This window comes from Mesorhizobium vachelliae (assembly GCF_033977325.1).
Lineage (GTDB): Bacteria > Pseudomonadota > Alphaproteobacteria > Rhizobiales > Rhizobiaceae > Mesorhizobium > Mesorhizobium vachelliae.
Map to the genome: position 1 here is coordinate 133,543 of NZ_JAVIIR010000006.1, position 17,145 is coordinate 150,687.

Here is a 17,145-nt window from a genome sequence, read left to right on the forward strand (position 1 = left end):
GGCCCGCTACACAAATGTCGGGACGGTAGCCGATGAATAATGAGCAACAGCACGCGCTGCTGCGCAAGATGGCCCAACTGATGAAGTCGGGCCTCGAGACGCAAACCGAGCCTTTTCCGGAAACCGAGAAGGAGTTCGCTGCGATCCTCGAACAATTGCGCAAGCTCGAGCCAAACGACCTCGAGGGCAAGATGGTCATCAGCGGCTTTGTCGATCATCCTTACGGGCCCGACAGGCAGCGCTGCATGGAATGCATGTACTACCTCGTCCACCGGGAATGGTGCGACTTGCCGGAGCTTGCGGTGCCCGTCGACGCCGACTGGTGGTGCCGGCTCTGGCGCATCTGACAGGTCCTTACGCAGGCGCTACCCAAGAGGGAGGCTGCAATGGCAGTGATCGATGACGACGGGCAGTTGCGCGAAACCATTGAGACGCTATTGGCCCAGGCGCTGAACACGGAGGCATTTCCGCGAGCCGACAGCCATGAGGATGTGCTCGCCGTCATTTCCCGCCTGCAGGCGCCCGGAAACGATCTCAAGGCGAAGCTCGCGATTGCGGGCTTCACCCTGCATCCAGTCGAGCATGAGGGGATAGAACAGGCATGTGAGAGCTGCATGTACTATCTCGTCCACCGAAGGTTCTGCGAACTTCCCGAACTCGCCGTGCCGGTCGAGCCAGAGTGGTCATGCCGGCTGTGGCGGATATGACGGGTCGGCCTCCATGATCGCCGTCGTCGGCTGCGGCAATCTCAACAGGCAGGACGACGGTGCCGGGCCGGAGGTGATCCGCGCGCTACGCGCCGGCGGCCTGGAAGGGCATGACGTCAAGCTCCTGGACGCCGGAACCGATGGCATGGCCGTCATGTTCGCGGCCCGCGGCTGCACGTCCTTGGTCCTCGTGGACGCGGCCCGCACCGGCGTCGAACCCGGCGCCATCTATGAAGTGCCTGGGCACGAGCTGGCGCGCCCCTACACCCCAGGGCTCAATCTCCACGACTTCCGCTGGGATGCCGCGCTCCACGCCGGCCGAAAGATTTTTGGCGCAGCCTTTCCCGAGGACGTCACCGTGTTCCTGATCGAAGCGAAGCAGCTGGATTTGGGGATAGGCCTCAGTCCGAACGTCGCGGCGGCCACGTTGTCGGTTGCCCGGCGCATCGAACGGATCGTCGCGGAACGCCGGACGGACCGACCCGGATGAACGCTGGCGGCTTCATGGTTCGCGTGAGCCGGGGCGGCCTACACGTGTCCGCTGAAGACTATGAGCGATATTTCCAGGGCATAAGCGGGATCATTTTGATCCGCCGCGACAGCGACCTTCTCATCCTCCCGGTTCGGCTTGCGCAGGCCGGCGGCTATCTCCTCAAGCGCAAGAATCTGGCTGGCGACCGGGTCGCGCACGCGCCCGACTTCTTTCGTGCAAACGGGGTCCGCGATGATGACGAGCAGGATATCGAGGTAATCTGGGACGCCGTTGAAGGCGGACTGATCGGCCGCGGCGCGCTTTCTGCATACTAAGTTTACACTTAGTAATTTAAGTAGACAACCTGCGAAAAGCTGCTAGCATCAGTCCCAATAGAAGCTGCAACCAAGCAGCATGGGAGGATGTCGGGTGAGGCAGTCTCGCGTCGACGAGGAAGTGCGCGCCGCGCTGGCGGCCGCCGACGACCCTTCAGCCTCGCCCCAGGAACGGGCCGAGATGCTGATGGAGATCGCGATGGGTCTTCAGCAGCGCCCGAAATCTCCCGAGCAGATCGAGGCCGCGATCGATCTCTACGACCGGGCAGAAGCCGTCTGTCCGAGCGGCGAGCGACTGCTCGGCGCCCGCATCGCCGCCCGCCGTGCTACAGCCCTGCTGGCGCTACCGGAGGGAGGCGCCGATGCTCTCGAGAAAGCACGGTCCGGGCTGGAACAAGCAATCCGGCATTTCGCCGATCTCGGCCGACCGGAAGAGTTGGCGGAAGCGGAGATGAACCTCGGGCTGGCGATCCACAATCTCGTCGGCATGAACAGGGCGCGCATCACCGACGCCATCTCGGCCTATCAGCGGTCACTGCGGACCTTCGACCGGGCGAGGTTTCCAAAGGAATTCGCCATCCTGCAGAACAATCTGGCCACGGCCTTCCTGTCCATGCCCTTAACCGACAGCCGCGCCAAGATGCGCGAGGCGCTGGCCGTGCAGGCTTTTGAGGAAGGGCTGAAGATCGTCAATCTGATCGACCATCCCGCCGAATACGCCATGCTGCAGAACAACCTCGGCAACGCGCTGCAATATGCCTCGTCGAGCCATGTCGTGGAAAACAATCTGCGGGCGCTCGACGCTTATGACGAGGCGCTCAAGGTGCGTACGCGCACGGCTATGCCGTTGGAATACGCCAATACCATCGCCAACAAGGCGAACTGCCTGTGGAATCTTCCCGACGATCCGGCGGAGCCGGGCGACGGCAATCGCGCCAACCTGATCGCGGCGCGCGAATACTATCGCGAATGCCGGGAGATATTCAGCAGCTCCGGCGAGACCGACAAGGCGCGCATCGTGGCCGAGGCCTGCGAACAGATCGACCGGGAGCTGCTTTCGGCTCCGCCGGCGAAAACCGATGGCCTGGCTGGGGCCGTCCGGCACCATCTCAACTAAGCGACAACAGGGAGCACGACGTGACAGGTGTTGAACTGACTGCAGGCGGAGCGGCGCTGGCGCTGGTGATCGGCATCGTGACGTCAGGAATAGGCGGCGCCATCGGCGGTGTGGCAACCGGCGGCAAGGCGATCGGGAACCAGCTTGCGGCGATGATGGGCAGCTTCTACGGGCCGGTGGGCGGCGTGGCCGGCATCATTGTCGGCCTGATCCTGCTGGCGCTGATTGGGTGAGGTTCGATCATGTGGGAAATGGCGAAAAGTTCGATCCTCCTGTTCCTCAAAGGCAAGCTCTTTGCGGAGCCTTCCAAGGTCTACAGGCAGACGGCGATAGGCGCGCTGGTCACGGCCGCCCTGCTGTTGATCCTGGCGAAATTGGGCTTTCCGGTGAGCGCGGCCGCGGCGGTGGCTGGCCTCGTAGGGGGCGCCCTGCAGCCGTACTTGTTCAAGGACCTGCGGTATCGGTAGGGGAAAGGTGGGGACATGAACGCCGTCGATCTCGTTCCGACCCAGCGCGAGACGCTTGCCGGATACACCGGGGACATCCAGCGGCTGGAAGCACTGTTCGCTTCCTGGGACGAGACGCAGCGCGGCGTCGTGGACGCCTATCGGCGGGCGATAGAAGAGTTGCAGGGCGAGGCGTTTCGCCGCTTGATCCGCGCCCTTAAATCCGATCCGACGGCGATGCAGGCCATGAAGACTGCGGTGACGGACGAGATCGTCTACGCCGTGCTGCGGCATCATAACATCCTGAAGCCCAGTCTGAGTGAACGGGTCGAGGCCGCGCTCGACGGCGTTCGCCCCATGCTCGCTTCGCATGGCGGCGATGTCGAACTTGTCTCGGTACGCCCGCCTGCCATCGAAGTGCGCTTCACCGGCGCCTGCGACGGATGCCCCGCCTCGGCGCTGACCTTCCACGCCGGTGTCAAAAAGGCCGTGGAGGAAGCCTGCCCGGAGATCACGGACATCCTTCAGGTCAAGGGGTCCGGCAGCGGCGCCAACGACAGCGTACGCTTTGTCAGTCCATTTGCGCTCGGTGCCGTGGATGGCTGGCATCTTGTCTGCCGGTTGGACGAGATTCCACAGGGCGGCATCACGACGCGGGTTGTCGGCGGCGAAAACGTTATCCTGTCGCGGCAGGGCGCGGTCGTCTCTTGCTTCCAGAACGCGTGCGCCCATCTCGGTCTGGAGATCGACGGCGGCGAGGTCGAGGACGGCATCGTCACCTGTCCGTGGCACGGCTTCCGTTACGATCTCGCGACCGGCGAGTGCCTCACCGCCCCTGAAGTGCAGCTCCAGACGCACATGGTCAAGGTCATCGGCAACCGTGTCGAAGTGAGGCTCGCCAGATGATGCGTGTATCGGTGGCATCCGCGTTCCGGCCCGCATGGGCGCTTCCGTCACCGGCCGGGCCGCTGCTCGACCCGACCGGCGCAAGGGTCGTTCTCGGCGACCATGTCGCCGGCAACGGCCTGCCTGTGCCGATAGCGCCCGGCCCCTCGACCTTGTTTGGGCCGCGCGGCATCTGCTTCGCCCGATCGGACGGCCCTTTTCTGGTGGCGGACACCGGTCATCATCGGCTGCTCGGCTGGCGCCAAGTGCCGCAAACCGACAACGCACCGGCGGACTTTGTTATTGGCCAGCCGGACTTCTGCACAGAGGGCTGCAACGCAAAAAGGGCACTGGGACCGGCGACGCTGAACATGCCTACAGGCATCGCCAGCGATGGCCAAAGGCTGGCCGTGGCAGACGCATGGAACCACCGCGTCCTGATCTGGAGGTCACTGCCCGAGCGCTCCAATCAGCCGCCGGACCTGGTGCTCGGGCAGCCGGACTTCAGCTGCGGCCTCGCCAATCGCGGCGGCCGTCTGGCCGGCCCGGATACGCTCAACTGGTGCTACGGCGTGACAATTTCGGACGGACGCCTTTTCGTCGCCGACACCGGCAACCGCCGCGTGCTGGTCTGGAACTCCGTCCCTGAGCGCAGTGGCCAGCCGGCGGACCTCGTGCTCGGCCAGCCGGACATGATCGCGCATGACGACAACGCCGGAACCGGTGCAAGCGCCGTCGGCATGCGCTGGCCCCATGCGGTCGCCGTGGTCAATGGCAGGATCTTGGTCGCCGACGCCGGAAACAGCCGCGTCATGGCCTGGAACGGCATGCCCAACGCCGACGGCGCGCCGGCCAGTTTCATCCTTGGTCAGAAGCGTTTCGAGGAGCTCGATCACAATCGCGCCGCCTATGATCCGACGGAGCGGGCCCTGCAAATGCCCTATGGGATTGCCGTTCGCGACGGCACGTTGATATGCGCCGATACCGCGAATTCGCGGCTCGTCGGCTTCCCGCTCGACGGCATGGACATGGATGCCCCCGCAACAACCCTCGCCGGCCAGAACGGTTTCGGCGCCAAGGGTGACAATCGCTGGAAAGCCGCCACGCGCGATAGCCTCTGCTGGCCCTTTGCCGTTGCGGTCTGCGGCGACCTCGTCGCGGTGGCCGACACCGGCAACAACCGCGTGCTTCTCTGGGAGGCAGCGCCATGACGGCGATCCTCGCCCGCGAAACCGAGAACCTGCGGGACAGTGTGCAAATCCGCGTGCGCGGCCGGGTGCAAGGTGTTGGTTTCCGCCCGACGGTATGGCGCTTCGCTCAGGAAAGCCGTCTCCACGGCGAAGTGCTGAACGACGGCGAAGGGGTGTTGATACGGGTACGCGGACCGCGCAGTGATATCCAACGTCTGGTCGAGCGCTTGCGCAGCGAGCCGCCGCCGCTGGCGAGCATCGAGGCGATCGAACTCGCACCATTCATCGGACAGCTGGATGCAGGCTTCAGGATCGTTGAAAGCGCGACCGGCGAGGCCCACACGGAGATATCGCCGGATGCCGGGATTTGCGCCGCCTGCGCCGCCGAAGTGCTGGATCCCTTCGCGCGCCGTTATCGCTACCCCTTCACCAACTGCACGCATTGCGGCCCTCGCCTGACGATCGTGAGAGGCATCCCGTACGACCGTGCCTCGACCACCATGGCGCCGTTCCCGCTCTGCGTCGATTGCGCCGCCGAATATGGCGAACCGGCCGACCGGCGCTTCCACGCCGAGCCGATCGCCTGCCACGCCTGCGGGCCGAAGGCCAGGCTGGTCCGTTTCGACGGGCGCGCGGTGAGCTACGAGCAGCACTCGATGCTGGACGACGTCGATGCGGCGATGAGCCTGATCCAGAAGGGCGAAATCGTCGCGATCAAGGCGCTCGGCGGCTACCAGCTGGCTTGCGATGCCACGCGGCCCGAGGCTGTCGCCAGGCTGCGGCAATTGAAGCGCCGCGACGGCAAGCCATTCGCGCTGATGGCGAGGGACATCGACGTGATCCGCAAATACTGCGCGGTCTCCCGCGAGGAGGAACAGGCGCTGCGCTCCGCCGCAGCGCCGATCGTCTTGCTCGACGCCTCGGGTCCACAGCACCTGCCCGAAAGCGTCGCGCCGGGCATGTCGACCCTCGGCTTCATGCTGCCTTCGACACCTTTGCATGTGCTTCTGTTCCGTCGCATGGCTCGTCCGGTGGTGATGACCAGCGGCAACCTTTCCGACGAACCGCAAGTGACCGATGACGCCGAAGCGGCGGCGAAGCTCGGGCAAATCGCCTCCTTCGCCTTGACCCATAACCGGGAGATCGCCAACCGCGTCGACGACAGCGTCGTGCGTCTCGCCGTCGGCAAGATCCGGATGCTGCGTCGCGCGCGCGGCCATGCTCCTGCCTCGGTCCGCCTGCCGCGTGGATTCGAGACGGCGCCTCAGATCCTCGCTTTCGGTCCCGAGATGAAGGCGACCTTCTGCCTGGTCAAGGACGGCCGCGCCGTGCTCTCGCAGCACCAGGGTGATCTCGAGGACGCAGCAACCTTCGACGACTATTGTAAGAACCTCGTGCTCTTCCGCGAGTTGTTCGGCCACCAGCCGCGGGCTTTGGCCTGCGACATGCATCCCGAATATCTTTCAAGCAAGCTGGCGCGGGAGCGCGCGCAGGTCCGGCAGCTCGCACTTATCGAGGTGCAGCATCATCATGCGCACATAGCCGCCTGTCTGGCGGAGAACGGCAGACCGCTGGGTGCGCCGGCCGTGCTTGGTATTGCGCTCGATGGCCTCGGTTTCGGCCCAAGCGGAGAGACAGGGGGCGGCGCGATCTGGGGCGGTGAGTTCCTTCTTGCAGACTATCGCGATTTCGACAGGCTTGGCACCTTCAAGCCCGTAGCGATGCCAGGCGGCGCCCAGGCCTCGCGTGAGCCCTGGCGCAATCTCTACGCCCATCTGATGGCCGAGCTGGGCTGGGCACAGCTTGCGATGAACTTCAGCGAGCTCGAAATCTTCCGGGCACTTGCCCGCAAGCCGCGCGCCACCCTCGACGGCATGATCAAGGACAGCCTCAACTCTCCTCCGGCGTCATCCTGCGGCCGCCTGTTCGATGCCGTGGCCGCCGCCCTCGGCATCTGTTTCGAGCGCCAGGCCTATGAGGGCGAGGCCGCGATGCGGTTGGAGGCGATCGTCTGCCGGAAAACCATGGCCGAAGAAGGTGACGAACTCGCCTACCCGCTCGCCATCCCCAACCTGAAAGGCACCGGCATCCCCTATGTCGAGCCGGTAGCGATGTGGAACGCGATCCTGGGCGATCTCGTGCTGCAAACCCCCGTTGAGGTGATGGCGGCGCGGTTCCACAAGGGGTTGGCGAACGTGCTTGTCGCGATGGCTTTGAAACTCGCGCGTCGCGACGACGAGGCCGGCCCGCGCTTCGATACGATCGCCCTCTCCGGCGGGTGCTTCAACAACCGCATTCTGCTCGAGCAGACCGCGCGCCGCCTTGAGGAGAGAGAATTCAACGTCCTTACCCACGCCGAAGTGCCCGCCGGTGACGGCGGCGTCGCGCTCGGCCAGGCGGCGATCGCCGCCGCGCATTGCATAGATGCCGCAACAGCCCGGTAAGAAGGAGGAAGCCCATGTGCCTCGGTATTCCAGGACGGATCATAAGGATCGACGACGTCGGGCGTAAATTGGCGACTGTCGACGTCAGCGGCGTTAGGCGCCAGATCAACATCGCCTGCGTCGTCGATGCCGAGCACCCGGTGGAAAGTTGCGTGGGCGACTGGGTGCTGGTCCATGTCGGCTTCGCCATGAGTCGCATCGACGAACACGAAGCCGCCGAAACGTTGAAGATCCTCACAGAACTCGGCGAAGCGCAGGCCGAAATCGAGGCGATGCGCGCGTCCGCCGTCCATTAGGGAGATTGGCGATGTCGAACGAAGGTACTTTGAGCGGGCTCTACCCCTTTCTTCATGGCAAGACGCAGGACCCCGCCAAGCTGCAGGCCGCCCTGATGCATTCGGTGGCGGAGAAGGCCCGCGACTCGCGCGAAACGAATGAAGCGTTCTTCGGCGGCCAGGCCGAGATACTCGTTGCCGCCGCGCACACGCTGGCCGATGTCTACAACAATCACGGCCAGCTCTTTTCCATGGGCAACGGCGGATCGAGCTGCGACGCCAGCCATGTCGCGGTGGAGTTCGTCCATCCGGTGACGGCAGGCCGTCCGGCGCTCGCCGCGACCAACCTTGTTGCCGACCTCGCCATGATCTCGGCTGTCGGCAACGATCTCGGCTTTGATCATGTCTTTGTGCGCCAGCTCGTCGCGCACGCACGCAAGGGGGATGCCCTGATCGGCATCTCGACCAGCGGCAATTCGCAGAACCTGATCGCGGCCTTCGTCAAAGCCAAGGAGATGGGTGTTGCCACGATCGGGCTGACCGGCGGCGACGGCGGCAAGATGAAGTCCTCCGGCGCGGTCGACCATTGCCTGATCGTGCCTTCGACCTCGATCCACCGCATCCAGGAATGCCATGTCGCCGCCTACCACATCATGTGGGACCTCGTGCACACGCTGCTCGCCGACGAGCGCGGCTCCGCGGCAAAGAAGGAAAAAGTCCAATGAAATTCGCTGACGAATTCCGCGACCGCGATAAAGCCGCAACGCTGGTGCGCGAGATCGAGAAGCTGTGCGACCAGATCGAGGTAACCAGACACCGGCCGCTCAACATCATGGAGGTCTGCGGCGGGCACACGCATTCTATCTTCCGATACGGATTGGAGGGCATGCTGCCGCCCGCCATCGAACTGGTGCACGGGCCGGGCTGCCCGGTCTGCGTCCTGCCGATGGGACGGGTAGATGACTGCGTGGCCATCGCCGAACAGCCCGGTGTGATCTTCACAACGTTCGGGGATGCCATGCGCGTGCCGGGGTCGCGAAAGAGCCTGATGCAGGCCAAGGCCGACGGCGCCGATGTGCGCATGGTCTATTCGCCGATGGACGCGCTGGCGTTAGCGCGCAAAAATCCCGACCGTGAGGTCGTCTTCTTCGGCCTGGGCTTCGAGACCACCATGCCCTCCACCGCTCTGACGGTGCTGCAGGCGGAGGCCGACGGCATCGAGAACTTCTCGGTGTTCTGCAATCACATCACCATCGTGCCGACGATCAAGGCGATCCTCGACAGTCCGGATCTCCATCTCGACGGATTCCTCGGGCCCGGCCACGTTTCTATGGTTATCGGCACCGCCCCCTACGAGTTCATCGCGAACTTCTACCGGCGCCCGATGGTCGTCGCCGGCTTCGAGCCGCTCGACGTCCTGCAGTCGATCTGGATGATCCTGAGGCAGATCAGGGAAGGCCGCGCCGAAATTGAGAACCAGTACACGCGCATCGTGCCCGAAGCAGGCAACAACCCGGCGCTCGCCGCCGTGGCAAGGGTCTATGAGCTGCGCGAATTCTTCGAATGGCGCGGGCTGGGCTCCATCGACCATTCCGGGGTGAGGGTGCGTGATGAATATGCCCGTTTCGACGCCGAGCGGAAGTTCTCCGTTCCCAACATCAAGATTGCGGACCCGAAGTCCTGCCAATGCGGCGAGGTGCTGAAGGGCGTGCTCAAGCCCTGGCAGTGCAAGGTGTTCGGCACGCTCTGCACGCCGGAGACGCCGCTTGGCGCATTGATGGTGTCGCCCGAAGGCGCTTGCGCTGCCTACTACCAGTATGGCGGCGTCAAGCGGCAGGCGCACGCTGAGCCCGCCACGGTCGCGTCATGAACATCATGTCCCCCCCTCCCCGCACGCTCGGCCGCATCCACGTGCCCGCCGTCACGCTTGCTCATGGCGGTGGCGGCAAGGCAATGAAGGATCTGATCGACGATGTCTTTGTGAGTGCCTTCGCCTCCGACACGCCGCAGGCCCTTGAAGACCAGGCACGTTTCGATCTCGCTGCCCTGGCCGCCCATGGTGACAGGCTCGCATTCACAACGGATTCCTTCGTCGTCGACCCACTGTTCTTCCCCGGCGGCGACATCGGCAAGCTGGCCGTGTTCGGCACGGTGAACGACCTCGCGGTCGGCGGCGCGAAGCCGCTCTACCTGTCCTGCGCCGTCGTCATCGAGGAGGGCCTGAAGATCGACGAATTGCGGCGCGTCGCCCAGTCGATGGCCGCGGCAGCGCAGCGTGCGGGTGTCTCTATCGTCACAGGCGACACCAAGGTGGTGCAGCGCGGCGCGTGCGACAAGCTGTTCATCACCACAACGGGCGTTGGTGTGATCCCGGCGGGCATCGAGCTTGCGATCGGTGGCATCAGGCCAGGCGACGGCATACTGGTCAACGGGCTTCTCGGCGACCACGGCGCGGCGATCCTGGCGGCGCGCGGCGACCTTGCCCTGGAAACGGAGATCGAAAGCGATTGCGCGCCGCTGCATGGCCTCGTCGACGCCATTCTGAAAGCCGCCCCCGGGACGCGCACCATTCGCGACGCGACGCGTGGCGGCATCGCCACGGTGCTCAACGAGATGGCGGAGGCATCGGGCGTCGCTGTCGAGATCGACGAGGCGGCCACGCCACTGCGCGAGGAGGTGCGCGGCTTCTGCGAGATTCTCGGTCTCGACCCGCTCTACCTCGCCAATGAGGGCAAGATCGTCGTCGCGGTTCCGCCGGCCGAGATCGATGCCGCACTGGCAGCGATGCGCGAGCACCCGCTCGGCGCGTGCGCGATGCTCGTCGGCCACGCCTATGCGGGGGAGCCGGGGCGCGTGACCATGCAGACCGCGTTTGGCGGCAAGCGTATCGTCGACATGCTGGTCGGCGAGCAGCTGCCGCGGATTTGCTGAGGGACCATGCACGAGCTCGGCATCACCCGCAGCATCGTCTCGATCGTCGAGGAGGCGGCGAACGGCCGGCGGGTGCGGCGCGTCACGCTCGATGTCGGCCGGCTGGCGGGTGTCATCCCCGAGGCATTGAGCTTCTGCTTCGATGTCGTCTCGAAAGGTACCGTGCTCGACGGCGCTCGCCTCGACATTCGGGAGATCGCCGGCCGCTGCCGCTGTCTCGACTGCAGCGCCGAGTTCGAGACATCGACGCTCTACCAGGCCTGCGGCTGCGGCTCGCGCCATCTCGAGCGACTGGCGGGCGAGGAACTGAAGATCAGGGAAATGGAACTGGAGGAGGCTGCCTGATGTGCGCGACCTGTGGATGCGGTTCGAATGCCGACGCCAGGATATTGAATCTGCAGACCGGCCTTGTCCGGCCCTTGGGCGATGATCACGACCATGTCCACGCCCATCAGCACGACCACGGCGACCATCACCATTCGCATCCCGATGATCACGGCGATGGCCATGCGCACGAACACGAGCACGGCCACGGCCATCATCACCACCACGATCACGATCATGCTCACAGCCACGACCATTCCCACCCTCACGACGGCCGGCATGATCACGATCACCAGCACGACCATGACCATGGCCATGGCCATGGCCACGGGCACGGGCACGGGCACGGGCACGGGACGATGGTGGTGGAACTGGAGGCCCGCCTGCTTGCCAAGAACGACAAGCTCGCGGCGCGCAACCGAGGCTGGTTCGAAGGGCGCGAGATCCTGGCGCTGAACATCGTCAGCTCGCCCGGCGCCGGCAAGACCACGTTGCTGGAACGCACCATCCACGACCTGAAGGATGAGATCCCGATCTACGTCATCGAGGGGGATCAGGCCACCGCCAATGACGGCGAGCGCATTCGCGCAGCCGGGGCAGCGGCGGTTCAGGTCAACACCGGAACCGGATGCCACCTGGAGGCCGACATGGTCGCGCAAGGCCTCGAGGAGCTGAGGCCGCCCGCCGGGGCGATGGTGCTCATCGAGAATGTCGGCAATCTCGTCTGTCCCGCGCTGTTCGACCTTGGTGAGCGTGCGAAAGTGATCGTGCTGTCGGTGACCGAGGGAGAGGACAAGCCGCTCAAATATCCGCACATGTTCCGAGCGGCAGATCTCATGATCATCAACAAGACCGATCTCTTGCCCTATGTCGATTTCAGTCTGGACACGGCCGTTGCCAATGCACGTGCGGTCAACCCGGCGATCACTGCGATCGCTCTGTCGGCGCGAACAGGCGAAGGCATGGACCTATGGTACGGCTGGTTGCGCAGCCATGCCGAATCCGTCGGCCGGCCATCCATGACACCAACGAAAGAGCTTGCCGCCAGTCACAACAAGTAGCAGCAGCGGGAACCGAGGAGGTCAGTCGGTAGTGCCGCGGTCCGTGTTTGCCGTCGTCGTTTTGCGCGCGGCAACGCGTTCAGGAGGGGATGTAAGTGTGATTGCCAATCCTTTCGATGATCGGCCGGGGCTGTTCCGGTCCAAGGTGGCGCTGACTTATGCCCTTCTCATAGCGGCCAACGTCGTCGCCTGGGGCTGGGCCTGGGTCGCCTTCTCAGACCGTCCGGCTCTGCTCGGCACCGCCTTGCTTGCCTATACTTTCGGGCTTCGGCACGCCTTTGATGCCGACCACATTGCAGCGATCGACAATGTCGTGCGCAAGCTGATGCAGGAGGGAAAGGCACCCTGTTCGGCCGGTTTCTTCTTCTCGCTCGGCCATTCCACGATCGTCGTGCTGGCTTCCCTCGCGATCGCCGCCACCGCTGCAGCGTTCCAAGGCAGGCTCGATGAATTCCACGATGTCGGCGGCGTGATCGGAACCTCTGTCTCGGCCGTGTTCCTGCTTGCCATCGGCATGGCAAACCTCTTCATTCTCAAAGGCATCTGGCAGGCTTTTTCGCGCGTGCGGCGCGGTGAACCTATCGTTGAGGAGGATCTGGAGGCGCTGCTTACTGGTCGCGGATTTCTCGCCCGTATTTTCCGGCCGGTGTTTCGCGTCGTCGCGCGCTCCTGGCATATGTATCCCGTCGGCTTCCTGTTCGGACTCGGCTTCGACACTGCGACCGAGATCGGGCTGCTTGGTATTTCCGCCGCGCAAGCGGCGGCGGGCATGTCGTTCTGGACCATTCTGGTTTTCCCGGCTCTGTTCACTGCCGGCATGTCGCTAATGGACACCACCGACAGCGTGATGATGACCCGCGCCTATGGCTGGGCCTTCGTCAACCCGATGCGCAAGCTCTGGTACAACATGACGATCACCGCGGCTTCAGTGGTCGTCGCCGTATTCATCGGCGGCATCGAAGCGCTTGGCCTGATCGGGGACAAGCTGAGTTTGCACGGCGGAGTCTGGAATGTCGTCGGTAGCCTCAACGGCAGCCTGACCAGCTTCGGCTACGTCGTCGTCGGAATTTTTGGCTTAAGCTGGTTGATCTCAACCCTGGTCTACAAGCTCAATGGATACGACAGAGTAAGGGTGACGCCCGCTCCGTGACCCTCGCCTTCATTTGCTGGAGCATCGTCCCTGCCGCCCCGGCCTCTTCCTCTCTTCAATACGCCGCGCGCCTTTGCTTAGTTGATCCTCCTGCCACTCTCCGCGTCGAACAGATGTACCTTATGCATCATAATCTCCAGATTCAGCTCCTGATCCAGCTTGAAGGGTGGCCGGTCTCGGATCTCCGCCATCAGGTCGACGCCATCGGCAGTTAACGTGATTTCCTGCGCTTCACCGGTCGGCTCGACCACCTGGACTCTCGCCTTTGCATGGCTTCCTCCGACTGCGATGTGCTGAGGACGAATCCCGTAAACTACGCCTAACCTGTCCCCCACCTCGTGCGGCAAGGGCAAGCGTAGGCCCTGCTCCGCGATGAATGCACCACTCTGGATGCGACCGTTGATGAGATTCATCTCCGGCGAGCCGATAAAGCCTGCGACAAACAGATTCGCCGGGTTGTCGTAGAGTTCGGAGGGGGTGCCGATCTGTTCGATGCGGCCTTTGTTCAGCACCACGATGCGGTCGGCGAGCGTCATGGCCTCTGTCTGGTCATGCGTGACGTAGATGCTGGTTCGTCCCAGCCGTTGGTGAAGCTTCTTGATCTCGGCACGCATCTTCACACGCAGCTTGGCATCGAGATTGCTGAGCGGCTCGTCAAACAGGAAGGCTGAGGGGTCTCGGACGATAGCGCGGCCCATGGCGACACGCTGGCGCTGGCCGCCGGACAGTTGACGCGGCATGCGGCCGAGCAGGTCCTGCAGACCGAGGATTTCGGCAGCGGCCTTCACCCTCGTGACGATCTCTTCCCGGGGGACCTTGGCCAGCCGAAGTGCGAAGCTCATATTGTCGGCCACGCTCATATGCGGGTAGAGCGCGTAGCTTTGGAAAACCATGGCGATGTCGCGCGATTTGGCCGGCATCTCGTCGACGACGCGTCCGCCGATACGGATCTCGCCGGTTGTCTGTTCTTCCAGCCCGGCGATCATGCGCAGCAGCGTTGATTTCCCGCAGCCTGACGGACCGACCAGGACCACGAACTCGCCGCTGGCGATTTCGATGTTGACGTCGCGCAGAACTTCCACGGCGCCGAAGCTCTTGCCGAGCTGTTCTATCTCAATTGCGGACAACTATTCTTCTCCCCTATAGGCACGATCTCATCTTCGTTGAGCCTTCCGCCATGCGCGGTATTCAACCTCGCCCTCAGGGCTCAACGGATAGTATTTCCGCAGGTCTCCCCCTTGTGCGAGCCGCGAGCGCGAGAACTCTTCCCACTCGATATGCGCGCCGGCGAGCTCGACCAGTTTGGGGGCAAGGGCGACCGGCACGACGACCACGCCATCATCGTCGGCGACGATGATGTCGCCGGGGATGACCAGCACATTCGAGCAGGCGATCGGAACGTTGACCGCGAACGGGACGATGTTAGTCTGGGCATGGAAATTCGGCGTGACGCCCCTCACCCAGATGCCGATGTCGAGCGCCGCCGCCTGAGCGGAATCGCGAATACAGCCGTCGACGACAACGCCGGCGCCGCCACGCCCGGCGAAATAGGTCAGCATCATCTCACCGAAGATGCCGCTGCCCAGATCGCCGCGCGCATCGACCACCACCATATCGCCAGGCTGGGTGGGATAAAGCACGTGTCGGTGCAGCTGCCGCTCCGGCTCCTCATATTCCGTCTCGTTGTACAGATCCTCGCGTTTCGGCATGCACTGGAGGGTAAGGGCCGGCCCCGCCGCAGTGCTTCCAAGCCTCAATGGACGCGGTCCACGGATCTGTGGGTCGCGAATGCCCATCTTGTGGTAAAGCTCGCTGGCCAGCGTGGCCGAACCGATCGCCGCGAGCGCGTCGACCAGCTCTCGCGGCGGCCGGGAAATGTCCGATATCGCTGGTATCTGGTCAGTTCCCATTCCGTTTCCTCCAATGTGCGGTGAGGCGCTAACCTCATCGATCGTCACTCAGTCGCCCTCGGCGAAGCCGTCGAGCGCCCTGTGGTCCATGTCCGCCATTCAGCCGCGAACGGCGCCGGTCGTAAGGCCTTTGACCAGCAGCCCCTGGGCAAACCAGACAAACACCAAAGTCGGGATGACCATGAGCACGCCGGCAGCCGACATGGCGCCCCAGTCGATGCCGAACTGCGAGACGAAGTTGGTGAGCCCGACCGGCAAGGTTTGCGCTGCCTTGCTCGACGTCAGCGTCAGCGCGAGCAGCAGGTCGTTCCAGGTGAACAGGAAGGTGATGACGGCGCTGGCGCCGATGCCAGGCGCGATCAGCGGCGCCACGATCTGGACCAGCGTGCGCACAGTGCCGGCGCCGTCCGACTGGGCAGCCTCCTCGATCTCCTTCGGCACATCCCGGATGAAGCCCAAAAGCAGCCAGATGGCGACGGGCAGTTTGGCCGCCGTATGGCTGAGAATCAGCGCCCAGATTGTGTCGAGCAGTCCCAGAGCAGCAAACACGGCGAAAAGCGGGATGGCAAGCGCGATGACTGGGATCATACGCATGATCAGGAGCAGCCCGAAGATCAGCATGGCGCCCGGCATCCTGAAACGCGACAGCGCATAGGCGCAGGGAATAGCCAGCAGATGGACCAGGACGACCGTCGCCACCGAGACGATGACGGTGTTCCAGACATAGCCCATCGTGTCGTATTGCGCGAAAACGGAGACATACTGCGTCAGCGTCGCGGTCTCGGGGATGATGTGCACCGGGACCGAGAAGATGTCGGCCGAGCTGCGGATCGACGTCAGGAACAGCCACACCAGTGGGAAGACGGTGAGCGCGACGGTCAGGACCAGCGCCAAATACTGACCGGCGATCCCCGCCGTGAAACGGCGGCGCCGCCGCCTTGGCTTGGCACGCGCGCCGACGATGACGGCTTCGGTCATATCGCCCTCCGTTTCGCAATCAGCCACGGCACTCCGTAGAGGAGGCTGAGCACGAACAGCGACATGCCCAGCGCGATGTAGGAAACCGCGGCCGCGTGTCCGAAATCCACCGCTTGAAACGCCAGCAGGTAGGAATAGACGGTCAGCAGGTTGGTGGCGCCGCCCGGTCCGCCCTGGGTCATCAGCCAGACGACGTCGAAGGTGCGGAACGTGTCGATGATGCGCAGCATCAGCGCGATCATGATGACCGGACGCATCAGCGGCAGCACGATGTGCCAGAAGCGCTGCCATGGCGTGGCGCCGTCCACGGTGGCCGCCTCGAGCGGTTCCTGCGGCAGGGATTGCAGGCCGGCAAGGAACAAAAGCACCATCAGCGGCGTGTTCTGCCAGACATCGGCGACGATCACCGAGACGAGCGCCCAGGCCGGGTGGTTGAGCCACGGGATGTCGGGCAGGTTGAACATTCGCAGCAGCGCGTCGACCAGCCCGTATTGGGTGTTGAAGAGCCAGCGGAAGTTCAGGCCGACGACGGCCGGCGCTATCATCGGCGGGACCAAAAGCAGGGTGCGCGCAAGGCGCATGCCGCGCAGTTTGCCGTTGACGAGCACGGCGATCGCCATGCCGGCCACCACTTCGATCGTGATGGAAACGACGCTGAAAATCGTCTGGTTTCGCAGCGCCTGGTTGAACTGGCGACCGAAGAGCTCGTCGGTATAGTTTCCGGTTCCGATGAATGGCGCTGAGCCGCTCAGATCCCACCGGAAGAAACTCATGATGAAGGAATATCCGAGCGGATAGATGAGGATGGCCAGCATGACGAGGAGCGCCGGGCTGGCCAGGAGGTAGCCTCTCTGCCAGGTGTAGGGCAGCGGCGAACGTCGCCGGCGCCCCGACATCTGGCCTTTTGCGACGGGTGCCAT

General features: G+C 64.0%; 21 protein-coding genes. 17 read left to right on the forward strand and 4 right to left on the reverse strand.

The features are described 5' to 3' along the window. The first annotated feature begins 32 nt into the window (after positions 1–32). From RFM41_RS14870 to RFM41_RS14950, 17 genes are all read left to right on the forward strand, one after another. Positions 33–347, forward strand: coding sequence for a hypothetical protein (locus RFM41_RS14870; protein WP_320249785.1), 315 nt, complete (start codon positions 33–35; stop codon positions 345–347). 39 nt (positions 348–386) lie between these two features. Continuing rightward, positions 387–707: a hypothetical protein gene (locus RFM41_RS14875; RefSeq protein ID WP_320249787.1), complete on the forward strand. Its 321-nt coding sequence runs from the start codon at positions 387–389 to the stop codon at positions 705–707. A gap of 13 nt (positions 708–720) precedes the next feature. Continuing rightward, positions 721–1,197: a hydrogenase maturation protease gene (locus tag RFM41_RS14880; protein ID WP_320249789.1), complete on the forward strand. Its 477-nt coding sequence runs from the start codon at positions 721–723 to the stop codon at positions 1,195–1,197. After that, positions 1,194–1,514, forward strand: coding sequence for a hypothetical protein (locus RFM41_RS14885; protein WP_320249791.1), 321 nt, complete (start codon positions 1,194–1,196; stop codon positions 1,512–1,514). The genes RFM41_RS14880 and RFM41_RS14885 overlap by 4 nt, the downstream gene beginning before the upstream one ends. A 94-nt stretch (positions 1,515–1,608) precedes the next feature. Then, positions 1,609–2,631, forward strand: a complete 1,023-nt coding sequence (locus RFM41_RS14890) for a hypothetical protein (protein ID WP_320249793.1) — start codon at positions 1,609–1,611, stop codon at positions 2,629–2,631. A gap of 20 nt (positions 2,632–2,651) precedes the next feature. Next, entirely contained in the window at positions 2,652–2,864 is a 213-nt protein-coding gene (locus tag RFM41_RS14895; RefSeq protein WP_320249794.1) for a hypothetical protein, read from the forward strand. Between the two features lie 9 nt (positions 2,865–2,873). Further along, on the forward strand, positions 2,874–3,098 hold the full coding sequence (locus tag RFM41_RS14900) for a hypothetical protein (protein ID WP_320249796.1): 225 nt from the start codon (positions 2,874–2,876) through the stop codon (positions 3,096–3,098). Between the two features lie 15 nt (positions 3,099–3,113). Next, positions 3,114–3,983, forward strand: a complete 870-nt coding sequence (locus tag RFM41_RS14905) for a NifU family protein (RefSeq protein WP_320249798.1) — start codon at positions 3,114–3,116, stop codon at positions 3,981–3,983. Beyond that, complete coding sequence (locus RFM41_RS14910; protein WP_320249800.1) at positions 3,980–5,173, forward strand: NHL repeat-containing protein; 1,194 nt, start codon at positions 3,980–3,982, stop codon at positions 5,171–5,173. The genes RFM41_RS14905 and RFM41_RS14910 overlap by 4 nt, the downstream gene beginning before the upstream one ends. Beyond that, a complete protein-coding gene (hypF, locus tag RFM41_RS14915; protein ID WP_320249802.1) occupies positions 5,170–7,596 on the forward strand; it encodes a carbamoyltransferase HypF in 2,427 nt (808 codons plus the stop codon). The genes RFM41_RS14910 and hypF overlap by 4 nt, the downstream gene beginning before the upstream one ends. A gap of 14 nt (positions 7,597–7,610) precedes the next feature. After that, positions 7,611–7,892: a HypC/HybG/HupF family hydrogenase formation chaperone gene (locus RFM41_RS14920; protein ID WP_320249804.1), complete on the forward strand. Its 282-nt coding sequence runs from the start codon at positions 7,611–7,613 to the stop codon at positions 7,890–7,892. Positions 7,893–7,903: 11 nt separating this feature from the next. Continuing rightward, on the forward strand, positions 7,904–8,596 hold the full coding sequence (locus RFM41_RS14925; RefSeq protein WP_320249806.1) for a D-sedoheptulose-7-phosphate isomerase: 693 nt from the start codon (positions 7,904–7,906) through the stop codon (positions 8,594–8,596). Continuing rightward, positions 8,593–9,741: a hydrogenase formation protein HypD gene (gene hypD, locus RFM41_RS14930; RefSeq protein WP_320249808.1), complete on the forward strand. Its 1,149-nt coding sequence runs from the start codon at positions 8,593–8,595 to the stop codon at positions 9,739–9,741. Before RFM41_RS14925 ends, hypD begins: the two co-directional genes overlap by 4 nt. After that, positions 9,738–10,802, forward strand: a complete 1,065-nt coding sequence (gene hypE, locus RFM41_RS14935) for a hydrogenase expression/formation protein HypE (RefSeq protein ID WP_320249810.1) — start codon at positions 9,738–9,740, stop codon at positions 10,800–10,802. The genes hypD and hypE overlap by 4 nt, the downstream gene beginning before the upstream one ends. Before the next feature lie 6 nt (positions 10,803–10,808). Beyond that, entirely contained in the window at positions 10,809–11,147 is a 339-nt protein-coding gene (gene hypA / locus RFM41_RS14940) for a hydrogenase maturation nickel metallochaperone HypA (protein ID WP_320249812.1), read from the forward strand. Continuing rightward, the gene (gene hypB / locus RFM41_RS14945) at positions 11,147–12,187 is read left to right on the forward strand and encodes a hydrogenase nickel incorporation protein HypB (protein ID WP_320249818.1); all 1,041 of its coding nucleotides are present in this window, start codon (positions 11,147–11,149) and stop codon (positions 12,185–12,187) included. Before hypA ends, hypB begins: the two co-directional genes overlap by 1 nt. Positions 12,188–12,284: 97 nt before the next feature. Then, on the forward strand, positions 12,285–13,337 hold the full coding sequence (locus RFM41_RS14950) for a HoxN/HupN/NixA family nickel/cobalt transporter (protein ID WP_320250149.1): 1,053 nt from the start codon (positions 12,285–12,287) through the stop codon (positions 13,335–13,337). Between the two features lie 77 nt (positions 13,338–13,414). Here RFM41_RS14950 and RFM41_RS14955 read toward each other — a convergent pair whose 3' ends face one another. From RFM41_RS14955 to RFM41_RS14970, 4 genes are all read right to left on the reverse strand, one after another. Further along, complete coding sequence (locus tag RFM41_RS14955; protein ID WP_320249820.1) at positions 13,415–14,464, reverse strand: ABC transporter ATP-binding protein; 1,050 nt, start codon at positions 14,462–14,464, stop codon at positions 13,415–13,417. Between the two features lie 27 nt (positions 14,465–14,491). Further along, positions 14,492–15,247, reverse strand: coding sequence for an RraA family protein (locus RFM41_RS14960; RefSeq protein WP_320250151.1), 756 nt, complete (start codon positions 15,245–15,247; stop codon positions 14,492–14,494). Between the two features lie 99 nt (positions 15,248–15,346). Continuing rightward, complete coding sequence (locus RFM41_RS14965; protein ID WP_320249822.1) at positions 15,347–16,225, reverse strand: carbohydrate ABC transporter permease; 879 nt, start codon at positions 16,223–16,225, stop codon at positions 15,347–15,349. Further along, positions 16,222–17,145, reverse strand: coding sequence for a carbohydrate ABC transporter permease (locus RFM41_RS14970; protein ID WP_320249824.1), 924 nt, complete (start codon positions 17,143–17,145; stop codon positions 16,222–16,224). Before RFM41_RS14970 ends, RFM41_RS14965 begins: the two co-directional genes overlap by 4 nt.